The sequence below is a fragment of the Hyalangium sp. genome (assembly GCF_035629615.1).
In the GTDB taxonomy this organism is placed as follows: Bacteria; Myxococcota; Myxococcia; order Myxococcales; family Myxococcaceae; genus Hyalangium.
Genome location: NZ_DASPHO010000869.1, coordinates 1 through 11,794, shown reverse-complemented (window position 1 = coordinate 11,794; position 11,794 = coordinate 1). Strand labels below are relative to the sequence as shown.

Sequence of the window (11,794 nt, the reverse complement as noted above, 5' to 3'; positions counted from 1 at the left end):
AGCCCATGTCTTCATGTGAGCGCAGCAGCTTGAGGGCGATGCGCCGATCCAGCCGCGTGTCATAGGCGGCCAGCACCACGCCCATGCCGCCCTGGCCAAGCTGCTCGAAGACCATGTAGCGGCCGGCCAGCGTCTGACCGGGGGTTGGCACGGAGAAGGTGCCCGGGGATCGCGCCGAGCTGGAGACCCAGGTGGTCTCCTCACCCGCGGAGATGGAGGAGGAGGACCGGATGACGGTGGGAGCCTCCAGCGGAAGGCCGGGCGCTGGGGCCGTCTTCGGTTCCTTCTCGGAGTCACTCATGCTCGGAGGCAGTATCCCAGAGGTCCGGCCAAACGGCACTTCCGAGCCCCAGCCACTCCCTGCGGTGGGTGCCGGAGGCCTCAGGGTCCTGGCGAGGGCCGAGGCCCGCGAGGCTCTGGGCGATCCGCTCTACCTCGGCGGCCTCCAGTCCGCTGGCGCCCAGCCAGTCCCGCGCCTGTTCCAGCACGGTGGCCTCCTCCAAGCTGGCAGGCAGGCGCGCCACGAGCATCGCCATCTTCGCGCTGATGCGAGCCACCGCCGGACGCAGCTCTGTCTCCAGGGAAGGGGAGGGGGCTCCTGCCCCGAGAGGGACGCGCTGTTGGACACCCTTGGCGGCGTCCATCTGCGCCTGGAAGAACGCGTCGAGGGCCTCATCCGGCGGGGGCCTGGAGCCCAGCGCGGCCGCTGCCTTCTGCACGTCGGCTCGGAAGGAGGCCAACACCCGGGCCTCCTGCGCGGGATCTTCCACGGGCATGCCCGCGCGCTGCTTGGCCGCGGCGACCCACGGCATGAGCGCCAGCCGCTCGGCCGTGGCCGCCAGGAGCGCCTGCACGGGCAGGGCGGTGGGTCCTTCGGCCCCGGGACCCAGGAACCGGGCGCGGAGCGAGCTGAGCACTCCACTCTCCTCCTGTGCGAGGAGCCATGCATCCCACTGGGCGGCGAGCTCGGGCCTGTCGGGGTGGATGTAGACCGCCACCACGTCCCGCGTCAGCGGTCCCAGCAGCTCGATGCCGGTGAGGCCCTCGGCCCAGCGCGGGGCTTCTAGCGTGTTGCTCAGCGCCGCATCGGCCTGGCCTGTGGCCAGCGCCTCGCGCACCGCTGCATTGTCTGGGATGGCCTGGATCTGGGCCTGACGGAAGAGGCTGCGTGCCACCCGCTCGAGGTGTCCGCCGCGGTTGACGGCGACCCGCAGCTCGGGCCGGTCGAGCGCACGCACCTCGACGAGGGCAGCCCCTGGAGCCGGATGGGAGCCGGTGGCAGAGGGTGACGCCCAGCTTGGGCGCCGGAGCAGGAGCACGGCCCCATTCCGGAGGACCGGGACGGTGAAGCGTCCGGCCACGGAGCGCTCGGGGCGAATGGTGAGGCCACTGGCGGCCAGGTCGAACTTGCGGGCCTGGAGGTCCTTCACCAGCTCGGGCCAGCGGAAGCGCACCCATGAGGGCTGAAGCCCGTGTGCGGCGGCGAAGCTCTCCACCAGCGCCACGGAGAAGCCACTGGGGCGCTCCTCCTTCCAGTCGCTGAAAGGAGGGTAGTCACCGCTGGTGCCCACCCGGAGCTCGGGCTGGGGAGGGCGTGTACTTCCTGAGAAGCAACCGGCCACCGTCCCGAGCATCAGGGCCAGCGCCAGCAGAGACGGAGTCTTCGGGAGGGGGAGGAAGGAGCTCATGGACTTCTGGCCCATATCGTCCTCTGGCTGACACGCACAACCGCCTGGAGAACGCCTGGAGAACGGGCGCCGCGGTTCCACCTTTGGCCCCACCCCGCGCGCTTCGCGCAAGGACCGGTGCCTCATGCGCTTGCCTGCCACACTCCTTCGGTCGTTCCCGCTGGCCCTCGCTCTGGGGCTGGCCTGCAGTGGGCTCGCACTGCCTGCCGAGGAGCCACCCACGGACGTGCAGTCCGCTGAGCGCCAGAGGGTGGAGTCGGCTGAGCCCTCCAGCTCTCTCGGCGAGCCGCGCCGAGTGGAGGACATCGTCTCCGGCCGGCTCAGCTCCGGCCCGTACGCGCTGAGGGACGTGGCGGGAACGCTCTTCTTCGGCGCCACGGACGCCGAACACGGCACCGAGCTGTGGAAGAGCGACGGGACGCCCGGCGGAACGCGTGTCGTGGAGGACATCCGCCCCGGGCCGGAGGGCTCGGGGCCCCAGGAGCTCACCGTGGCGGGGCGGCGAGTCTTCTTCGTCGCGGATGACGGCACTCATGGCCCGGAGCTGTGGACGAGCGACGGGACGCGTGCGGGCACTCGGCTCGTGAAGGACATCGGCCCTGGAGCCGATGGCTCGTTCCCCCTGGGGCTGACGGCTCTGGATGGAGTCCTCTACTTCTCCGCGCTGGACCGGGCCACCGGCTACGAGCTGTGGAGGACGGAGGGCACGCCTGGCAGCACCCGGCTGACGGGGCTGCCGGTCGCACCGGAGCGGATGGTGGTGATGGACGGCCGGCTCTACTTCTTCGCGGAGGATGCGCTCTACCGCAGCGATGGCACGCCCGAGGGCACCGTGCTGTTGCAGGACTTCTCGGGGGGGCCCGAGGGGATGTTCATCGTGGACCCGGTCGCCGGGGAGGGGGTGCTCTATTTCATCGTGGGCCTGGCGGAGGTGGATGACCTCTCCGTCAATCCGTTCCTGCCCTTCACGGTGTGGAAGAGCGATGGCACGCCTGAGGGCACGGTGCCCGTCGCTGAGGTCTCTGCCCAGCTGGATCAAGGCTTCCTCCAGAGGATCATCGCCGTGGGCCGCCGGCTCTTCTTCCTCGCAGACGATGGCGTGCACGGCACCGAGCTGTGGACGAGCGACGGCACTCGCGAAGGGACGGGCCTGGTGAAGGACATCGCTCCTGGATCGGGCAGCCCCTTCATCCGAGAGCCGACGCCGCTGGACGGAGTCCTGTACTTCTCCGCGTACACGCCGGACGTGGGAGATGAGCTGTGGCGCAGCGATGGCACGGAGCGCGGCACCTTCCTCGTCAAGGACGTGAGGCCCGGGCCGCCGGGCTCCAGCCTCCAGCACCTGACAGCGCAGGCCGGCCGGCTCTTCTTCACAGGCCGCGAGGGGAGTCGGGGGCACGAACCGTGGACGAGTGACGGCACGCGCGAGGGGTCCAAGCGCATCAAGGATCTGGTGCCAGGCGCCTTCTCCAGCTCGCCGCACGAGTTCACGCACTCTGGCGCGCGAGTGTTCTTCGTGGCCACCGAGCCGAGCCGTGGCACGGAGCTGTGGGCGCTGAGGCTCAGCACTCTCGAGCGAGGGGTTGAGGCAGTCGCCGTGGCGGCTTTCGGCGGGCTCGCGTACCTGGTCCAGGACATCGTCCCCGGGCCGGGGGATCCGAACATCTACGAACAGGCCGCCGTGGGTGGGACGCTCTTCTTCGCAGCGGAGGATCCAAGCTCTGGCGCCGAGCTTTGGAGCACGGACGGCACGGCAGAGGGCACGAGGCTCATCGAGGACATTCGCCCCGGGCCCGAGGGCTCGATCCCGCAGGGGATGATGTCTCTCGGCGGAGTGCTGCTCTTCTTCGCGGACGACGGCCTCCATGGCTCGGAGCTGTGGCGGAGCGACGGGACACCCGAAGGCACGCGGCGGGTGAAGGACATCCGCCCCGGACCTGCAGGCAGCCACGGCTTCGAGAACGTCTTCGCATTCGAGAGTGTCTTCGTGATGGGAGGCGTGGCGTACTTCGGAGCGAACGACGGCCTCCATGGCTCGGAGCTGTGGCGGAGCGATGGGACGCCCGGGGGCACGCGGCGGGTGAAGGACATCCAACCCGGAGCCGATGGCTCGTCGCCATTCATCCTGGCCGAGCGGGATGGGCGGCTCTACTTCACCGCGTTCCACGAGGCCCATGGCCGAGAGCTGTGGAGCACGGACGGCACGGGGCGTGGCACGCGGCTCGTGGTGGAGCTCATCCCCGGGCCGGACAGCGGGGACATCGCTGAGCTGGTCACCACTCCCGAGCTGCTCTTCTTCCGCGCGAACTCACTCGTGGGCTACGAGCTGTGGCGGAGTGACCTGACGCCAGAGGGCACCTTCATCCTCCGGGACATCTTCCCAGGCCCGGAGAGCGCCTTTCCGGCGGAGCTCACGGTGCTGGGCCGCACGGTCTTCTTCGTCGCGCACGAGCCCGAGCATGGCCGCGAGGTGTGGAGGACGGACGGCACTCCCGAGGGCACCGTGTTGCTGCGGGACATCTTCCCGGGACCGGGCTACGCGTTCCCGGCCTCGCTGGTGCCGTTCCGGGGCAGGCTCTTCTTCGGAGCCGAGGACGGCGGGGCCTTCGGACGTGAGCTGTGGGTGAGCGATGGCACGACAGAGGGGACTTTCCTCTTCAAGGACATCGCGCCCGGCCCTGCCAGCTCGAGCCTCTTCCCCATGGTCACGGTGGCCGGGCGGCTGCTGTTCACCGCGGACGATGGAACCACCGGCCCTGAGCTCTGGGTGAGCGACGGCACGCCGGGAGGAACTCGCCTGTTCCAGGAGCTGCTTCCGGGACGGGCGGGTGGCTTTCCGAACGTCTTCACGGCCACGCAGGGGTACCTCTTCATCATTCCTGGCAACGCGCCCACGGGCCGCGAGCTGTGGGCGCTCCCCCTCAGGGAGCTCAACTGATTCGCCCCTGAAGCGGCGAAGTGTTCTCCGCGGGCCAGGCACTCAGATCTACCAGGAGGCCTCACTCCTCAATGGGTGACTGGGCGAGCCGCACCACTTCGTCGGGCAGCACACCGCGCTGGAGCGCCTCGTGGAGCGCCGTCAGCTGCGAGGTGACCTCCGCGCGGGAGACCTTCGCGCCGGGGCCCTGCCTGACCAGCAGCTCGAGCGTCGCGTGCGCAAGCTGCAGCGGCATGACGGTGAAGGCCAGCACCCCTCGTGAGGCCCCCGAGGAATGGAGGGCGCTCACGTAGCGGGCTGCCACCACGAGATCCTTCGCCGCGAGCGCGTGGACGTCCTCCAGCCGGACGCTGTGGGGCAACAGTGTCCGGCCCTCCTCGCTGTCCTCCGCTGCGTCCTTCAGGATGTTCACCAGCTGCAGCGCCTCGCCGAAGCCGGCTGCCAGCGCGCGCAGCTCCGGAGCGGACGGCGTGAGGCGCGTGTCCAGGAGGAAGAGCTCCGTGAGCAGCTCGCCCACCAGCCCCGCCACGATGTAGCAGTAGGCGCGCAGCTCTTCGAGGGAGCTCAGCGTCAGCAGGCCTTGCTCGGTGGCACCGGCAAGCACCTCCCGCATGCCGCGAGTCGTGCGCAGCACGAAGTGGCGGACGATGGCGCCTGCCTCGGGGCGCAGCGCATCCAAGCTCGCCAGGAGCCGGGAGGTGTCCTCCACCAGCAGCAGGTAGTCGGCATTCTCGGAGGGGCGGCGCTCCAGCCATCCGCGAGAGCGCTCCAAGGCCTGGGCTCCCGCTCCGCCCTGGAGGAGCAGCTCCAGCTCGCTCAGGGCCGTGCGACGCTCCTCGCGTGTCCACGGTGCGGCGTCCTCGAGCGTGTCGGCGACCCGCAGAAGCAGATACGCCAGGCCTACCTCGCGCCGCAGAGGCTCCTCGAGCAAGGGGATGGCGAGCGCAAAAGTACGGCTGGTGCTCTCCAGGCGCGCCAGGAGCTCGGAGTCTGCGAGGGGGTGAGAGGGACCGCCGGGAACATCCGTCATGAGGGATCTTCGAGCTGGACGTTAACGCGGGCCGTCTCCTGGAGACCAGAGCGTGGCACGGGAGGACAGGATGCCTCCCGCCCCCTACTCCCTACGTTGCGCGCTCCTCTTTCCAGAGCGGGAGGTAGTCATGCGGTGCGAAGAACTCATGAAGAAGGATGTCCAGTGTGTGTCTCCTCGGGACACGGTGGAAGACGCCGCGATCCGGATGCGGGATGAGAACGTCGGGTTCCTGCCCGTGTGTGATCAGGCGAAGAAGGTCCTCGGCACCTTGACGGACCGGGACATCGTCGTCCGGGTCATCGCGGCCAGGACCCCGGCGAACACCCCGATCGAGACCGTGATGACCCGGGAGATCGTCGCCTGCCGTCCGCAGGACGACATCCAGAAGGCGGAGCAGCTGATGATGCAGAATCACAAGTCGCGCATCATGTGCATCGATGATTCCGGCCGCCTGGTGGGTGTCATCAGCCTCTCGGACCTCGCACAGCACGAGGACGCTGCGCGGGCCCTCGACATGCTCCGGCGGATCAGCGAGCGCGAGGTGCGGGCCTGACGCAGGACTGACGTCGGGCGGGCTCATGGCTTGGACATAGCCATGAGCTCGGCCTCGTGCTTCAGGGCTGCGTTGCGCGTCTCCAGCAGGCGCTTCATGTGGCGCGCCAGGAAGAGGCGATCCGCCAGCCAGCCGAGAAAGCCCAGGGGCGCGCGGTGCTCCCACTCGTCCACCATGCGAGTGCCACCCTCCACGGGCTCGAAGAAGTGCCGGTGCTCGAAGGACGCGAAGGGGCCATGCACCTGGGCGTCCGTGAAGTGATGGGGGCGCTCGAACACCGTGATGCGGCTGCGCAGCCGCCAGCGCCAGCCCAGGTGCCGGGCCTGCCACTCCACTTCCTCTTCCAGCTCGATGAGGCCTCCACGGCGGCCTCCCACGATCTCCTCTCCCGTATGGGCCAGGGAGCGCTGGTGGAAGTCCAGGTCTCGTGCAAGGTCGAAGACCCGCTCTGGTGCTGCGGCGATGAAGAGCTCCAGGCGGAAGTGGGCCACGGGCCCAGTCTAGCTTCTCTCGTTTCGCCTTGCGCTTCCCGCGGAGGCTATGGTGCTTCAGCCATGCGTCTCTCCCTTGCATTCGCTGTCGTCCTGCTCGTCGCCTGCTCGTCCGAACCGCCTGACACGGTCGGGTCAGAGGAGTGGAAGGCACTCGCGCCGCTGCCGGGTGGCCCCCGCCAGGAGATCGCCGTCGTGGAGCTGGGGGGCCGGGTGTACGTGCTCGGCGGGCTGGATCAGCAGGGCAGGGGGGTAAGCCGGGTGGAGGTGTACGATCCACTCACGGACTCCTGGTCTTCGCGAGCGCCGCTGCCCCAGCCACTCCACCACCTCAACGCCGCCGCTGTGGGCAGCCTGCTCTATGTCGTCGGTGGTCTCGGTGACGACTTCGTCGCTGCCGGGGACACCTATGTCTACGAGCCTGGGACGGACACGTGGACGGAGAAGCAGGGAATGCCGGCAGGCACTGAGCGGGGGGCCTCCGGGGTGGCGGTTATCGGCAGCCGCATCTATGTCGCGGGCGGCCTCCGAAGCAGGTCCGTCGACGAGGTCTCCGCGTATGACACTGCCACGGACACCTGGGAGAGCCTCGCGCCGATCCCTGAGCCGCTCGACCACCTCGTGGGCGCCTCGGTGAGTGGCCTCTTCTATGCCCTGGGCGGCCGTCGGGACGCGCCCACGAATCGCGTGGACGCATTCGACCCTTCCACTCGCCAATGGTCCTCTCGTGCGCACATGCCGACTCCCCGGGCTGGCTGCGCGGCCGGGGTGCTCGGGGGGCGCATCTACGTCCTGGGTGGCGAGGGCAATCCCAGCACCTCCACCGGCGTCTTCTTGGAGAACGAGGTCTACGACCCCGCAACGAACGAGTGGGCGACGGCGAGCCCCATGCGCACTCCTCGACATGGGATCGGAGCTGCGGCCGTGGGGGACGCCCTCATCATTCCTGGCGGGGCCACCGTCCAGGGGCTTGGCGCCGTCGACACCAACGAGTCCTTCCAGCTCTCGAGGATGAGCACTCCCCGGGTACGAGGCCAAACGGAACCCGTGACACCTTCCAGGTCGATGTGATCCCGCATCCTGGGCGACTTCTACCGCGCCAAGGCCGACCGCTCTGGCCTGTAAGCCGCCCGCGCAGACAGGGACTGGCCGTGCCTCGCGGCCAGGCGCCTTCACATGAGCCCAGCTCCTCCTGGCCCTCGGGGTCTTCCGCTCCTCGGCTCCTTTTTTTCTTTTCACGCCAGGCAGCGGCTGTGGTTCCTCGAGCAAGTCGTCCGCGCCCATGGCGACCGCTGCGGTTTCCGGATGCTGTGGACGACCTTCATCGTCGTCAACGCGCCTCAGCACGCGCTGGCCGTCCTCGCCAACCGCGACCAGACCTACGGCAGCCAGCTGACGCCGGAGCTTCGGGCGCTCGAGCTGATCCGCCCGCCCGCGGACGGTCTGGTGCGGGGCAGCAAGGCCACCCGAGGCAGTGACCCGAACACCCGGGTCCAGATTGAGCAGTCGGCCTTCGACGTCGTCGCGCGTGCCGTGCATCGCTGGCGCGAGGCCAGAGCGATCGAGGTCATCGATGCAGGGGGCACGCTCGCGGTGGAGTTGACCCTGAAGGCCCTCTTCGGGCTCGAGGTCGAGCATCCAGAGGAGTACTTCTTCGCGATCCGTGGGGCGCTCACGGAGGGCCGCAGCGAGCGAGGGGATTCCCGGAAGCAGCGCAAGGAGCGCCGGGCGCTCTTCGTCCGCCTCAAGCAGCGGGCTCTTGATCAGGGTCCCCAGGACGGAGACGTCCCCACCCGCCGCAATGGCTTCAGTCCACTGATGCTCGCGACCGTCTCCCCGATGTCCTCGGCGCTGACGCGCGCGTGGTGGTGAGCCCTTACCTGCTTCATCACGATCCTCGCTCCTGGGACGCTCCGGAGCGCTTCCAGCCCGAGCGCTTTCTTCAGGAGGACAAGCCCACCAGCCAGGTCTTCCTCCCCTTCGGAGGAGGAGCGCAATCCTGCCCGGGAAGCACGGCGGCGTTGGTGCTGCTGGAAGGGGCCGTCCGCGCGTTCGCCACCCAGTGCTCGCTGCGGCTGCAGTCCTCGCCGCTGCCCCAGCCATTCCCCTCCTACGCGCTGCTGCCTGAGAAGCCCACGACGCTCACCGTGGGAGCGCCCACGGCACCAGCGTAGCGAGCTCGCCTGAGCACTGAGCAGTCATCGCGGTGTCAAGCCGGGCGGGCTGCTGGTCCACGGATGGCGGGCCTGGGCGGTCCTCGTGCCATTCGGCTTACTGCCTACCGTCTTCTTCCTGATGAGCCACGCGCTCATGCCCTCGGGTGCTGCCACATTCATCATGGACCCCATCTCGTACTCTACTTCGTCACCTTGGGGGTCGCGGGCGCTGCATGGCCGGCTGCCAGCGGCGCTGCAGGCTCTCTGCCAGCCGCTCGGTACAGCACAGGTGAGGGGACGCCGCGCGACGCTGGAGCTGTATGGCGTTCCTGATGCCGACGGGGCAGCGGCCAGCGGGCTTCAGGCCCGCTGACCCATCAGAGGCGGGATGGGTGCCGCTCAGGGGACTGAGATATCCCCCACCTCCTTGTCCTGTTCCGGGGACAGCTTCACGAGCTGCGTCACACGGTGGGAAGGGTGACGGTGCACGATGAGGAGGTGCTCCCCTACAGGCATGCTCCGCAAGGCGAAGCGCCCATCCGGTGAGGTGCTCGTGGTCGCGAGCCGCGGAACGAGCACGGACGCACCCGCCACGGGCTGCCGGGTCACCGCGTCCACGACCCGTCCAGTCACCGATACGCCTGGAGAGACGGCGATCTCCAGCACCTTGCGCTCCTCGGGGAGCAAGTCGACGACAACAGAGGCCGTCGCCACGCCATCCACCGAGACGAGAATCTGGCTCCGGCCCACGGGCAGCCCGTTCAGCTCGAACTGATCCCCCATGAACTCGTGGGAGGGGAGGCTCGTATGAGCCCAGAGGTTCTGGGGAACGGGACTCACCGTGAAGCGCCTCACGGGCGTGCCGTCCGTGTTGATGACCCGGCCTCGAAGGGAGGGCAGGGGGCGCAGCCGGAGGGAGAGCTCGCGCTCACCGCTCCATTTCTCGACCATCGCCGCCCGCGCCTCATCGAAGGAGCTGACGAGCAGGAGCGGGGTGAGAGACGGCTGCTGCTGCCCCAGGGGAAGACACACGTCGAGGCGGCCCTGCTCATCCGTCTGAGCGAGGACCCACAAGGACGCCGTGGACACATTCACCAAGGCCAGTGAAGCAGGCGCTCCATCCGCTTCCAGCACGTGGAGCCGGAGCGCAGGCTCTCGCGTGTCCTCCAGGACGATGGTGGCATCGATCCTCTGGCCTGCTTCGACCCGGATCTGTTTCTGCCCGCTGACTCCGCAGCCCACACCTCGGCGTCGGAATGCGCTCAGGTAGTGGTTCTTCCCAGGAGGCAGCGTGGTCCGGAAGCGCCCTTGCTCGTCGGGCTGCATCGCTCCGCTCCACAGGAGGTTGGGGTAGCGAGACTCGGGAGTGGAGCTGCTCACGACCAGCACGGGAGCGTCGGGCGGGCCCCCCGAGCGCTCCACCACCCGGCCCTCGATGTTGGAGAGTCCGCTGGAGAGGGCGCAGTTGTGGTTCTCCGAGTTCCTGCGCACGAGCACGGTCACGGAGCGACCCTCGAGAGAGGGAACTGCGGGGCTCTCGACTCGGACGAGTCCCGCTGGCAGGCCTGCGAAGTGGACCCTGCTCTTGCTGTTCGTGCGAGCCTCGACGGCACTGCGGTCCGCCGTTGCCGGCAGAGCGCTCGCCCGGACCCGGATGCCCTCCCCAACGGGCCCTTGATCCCCACCCACCGAGCACCACAGGCCCCCGCGGGGCTCATCGATGAGTGTCAACAAGGCGTGCTCACCCGCGGCCAGCGTGAGGGGGCCGTGATCGAAGCGAGACCCGCCGGGCACGTAGACTCGGACCACGTAGGTGCCAGCTGCCAGCGCTGGGAGGGAGAAGGAGCCCTTTCCGTCTGTCACGGCTGTGCCGCTGCCTTCGGTCTGCTGGCGCCGAGCCTCTACCCGCGCTCCCACCACGGGCGCGCTGTCTCTGCGCACGACCTTCCCGGAGATCGATGCCCCACCGCTGAGCTGGAGGCGCAGCCCTTGAACGCGCTGCCCGACGACGACCTTGACCTCGTGCTCCAGCGCGCCGGCCTCATCACCCCTTCGGGCAGACAGGGCATAGGCGCCCGGTGGCACCTGGAGGGAGAAGCGCCCGTCGCTGTCCGCGCCGACGGTCGTCGCCTGCTCGAGGTCGGCCGCGAGCACCTCCGCCCCATCTGCGGGCTGACCGTCCGCGCGGAGCACCACGCCTTCGAGCTGACCGCCCGGGGCCAGCTCCAGAGTCATACGGGCTCCGAAGGGAATCGGCACGGAGGGGAGCACCGCGCTGACGTAGCCGGGCGCGCGCGCCTCGACGCGATACCGGCCCGGAGCCAGGCCCGAGAGCTGGAACTCGCCGGTCTCTGAGCTGGTGGCCACGGCACTCTCCTCCTCGGGAGCCTCCGGGCGGCCTTGAGGACCGGACGTGAAGGTATGGCGGGTGAGGATGATCTCCGCGAACGAGACCGGCGCGTCCGCGCCTCTCACCTCGGTGGTGCCTCGCAGCTCCGCCCCAGCCTCCAGGCGTAGCCGCGCACGGGTCCACTCCGAACCCGGTGGATGCACCACGGCGGCGTAGCCCGGGGCGAGTCCCGGCGCTCGGGCCGTCACGTAGTAGCTCCCGGGCGGTAGGGGCAGGACCCATCGCCCATCTGCTTCTGTCTTCCCGCTTCTCCAACCGCTCCAGTGCACGGGAGGGAGCAGGAGGTCGGCCGGCTCGCGCTTGTAGATCTGGACCTGTGCTCCGGGCAGCGACGTATTCCCGGAGAAGACCGCCACTTCCAGCGAGCTGTCGGAGCGCGTCTCTTCTTCTCCAGGGCCAGGCGCCTGCTCGGGCCGGGTGACCGTCGTGGAGCGAGTGGGAGAAGGGGACTGACGGGAGACAGCACCTGTCGCGAGGTTTCGCCCTTGGGGCTCCTCGCCCCGGAAGAACCAGAGCCCGGTGACA

At 69.2% G+C, this 11,794-nt stretch carries 9 protein-coding genes and 1 pseudogene; 5 read left to right on the top strand and 5 right to left on the bottom strand.

Annotation, left to right across the window (positions count from 1 at the left end; genetic code table 11):
• Positions 1-301, bottom strand: a pseudogene (locus VD972_RS43585) (hypothetical protein); the annotation flags it as partial.
• Entirely contained in the window at positions 294-1,688 is a 1,395-nt protein-coding gene (locus VD972_RS43580; protein WP_324995719.1) for a transporter substrate-binding domain-containing protein, read from the bottom strand. The pseudogene VD972_RS43585 and the gene VD972_RS43580, both read right to left, overlap by 8 nt.
• A gap of 124 nt (positions 1,689-1,812) precedes the next feature.
• Between VD972_RS43580 and VD972_RS43575 the strand changes: the two genes are divergently transcribed.
• Positions 1,813-4,626, top strand: coding sequence for an ELWxxDGT repeat protein (locus VD972_RS43575; RefSeq protein WP_324995717.1), 2,814 nt, complete (start codon positions 1,813-1,815; stop codon positions 4,624-4,626).
• Between the two features lie 61 nt (positions 4,627-4,687).
• On the opposite strand, the gene VD972_RS43570 is transcribed toward VD972_RS43575, so the two are convergent.
• The gene (locus VD972_RS43570) at positions 4,688-5,656 is read right to left on the bottom strand and encodes a squalene/phytoene synthase family protein (RefSeq protein WP_324995715.1); all 969 of its coding nucleotides are present in this window, start codon (positions 5,654-5,656) and stop codon (positions 4,688-4,690) included.
• A gap of 130 nt (positions 5,657-5,786) precedes the next feature.
• On the opposite strand from VD972_RS43570, the gene VD972_RS43565 reads away from it, so the two are divergent.
• Positions 5,787-6,212, top strand: a complete 426-nt coding sequence (locus VD972_RS43565) for a CBS domain-containing protein (RefSeq protein ID WP_324995713.1) — start codon at positions 5,787-5,789, stop codon at positions 6,210-6,212.
• A 23-nt stretch (positions 6,213-6,235) separates the two neighbouring features.
• Here the strand turns inward: VD972_RS43565 and VD972_RS43560 are convergent, their stop codons facing one another.
• A complete protein-coding gene (locus tag VD972_RS43560) occupies positions 6,236-6,703 on the bottom strand; it encodes an SRPBCC family protein (RefSeq protein WP_324995711.1) in 468 nt (155 codons plus the stop codon).
• 63 nt (positions 6,704-6,766) lie between these two features.
• On the opposite strand from VD972_RS43560, the gene VD972_RS43555 reads away from it, so the two are divergent.
• From VD972_RS43555 to VD972_RS43545, 3 genes are all read left to right on the top strand, one after another.
• Positions 6,767-7,774, top strand: coding sequence for a Kelch repeat-containing protein (locus VD972_RS43555; RefSeq protein ID WP_324995708.1), 1,008 nt, complete (start codon positions 6,767-6,769; stop codon positions 7,772-7,774).
• Between the two features lie 234 nt (positions 7,775-8,008).
• Entirely contained in the window at positions 8,009-8,575 is a 567-nt protein-coding gene (locus VD972_RS43550) for a hypothetical protein (RefSeq protein WP_324995706.1), read from the top strand.
• Complete coding sequence (locus VD972_RS43545; RefSeq protein ID WP_324995704.1) at positions 8,572-8,877, top strand: cytochrome P450; 306 nt, start codon at positions 8,572-8,574, stop codon at positions 8,875-8,877. The genes VD972_RS43550 and VD972_RS43545 overlap by 4 nt, the downstream gene beginning before the upstream one ends.
• A 381-nt stretch (positions 8,878-9,258) precedes the next feature.
• Here VD972_RS43545 and VD972_RS43540 read toward each other — a convergent pair.
• On the bottom strand, positions 9,259-11,794 hold a 2,536-nt coding region (locus VD972_RS43540; RefSeq protein WP_324995702.1), incomplete at its 5' end, for a carboxypeptidase regulatory-like domain-containing protein.

Coding starts and splice junctions, on each gene's coding strand:
- VD972_RS43565 (WP_324995713.1), top strand. CDS start 5,787: ATGCGGTGCGAAGAACTCATGAAGAAGGATGTCCAGTGTGTGTCTCCT.
- VD972_RS43555 (WP_324995708.1), top strand. CDS start 6,767: ATGCGTCTCTCCCTTGCATTCGCTGTCGTCCTGCTCGTCGCCTGCTCG.
- VD972_RS43550 (WP_324995706.1), top strand. CDS start 8,009: ATGCTGTGGACGACCTTCATCGTCGTCAACGCGCCTCAGCACGCGCTG.
- VD972_RS43580 (WP_324995719.1), bottom strand. CDS start 1,688: ATGAGCTCCTTCCTCCCCCTCCCGAAGACTCCGTCTCTGCTGGCGCTG.
- VD972_RS43570 (WP_324995715.1), bottom strand. CDS start 5,656: ATGACGGATGTTCCCGGCGGTCCCTCTCACCCCCTCGCAGACTCCGAG.
- VD972_RS43575 (WP_324995717.1), top strand. CDS start 1,813: ATGCGCTTGCCTGCCACACTCCTTCGGTCGTTCCCGCTGGCCCTCGCT.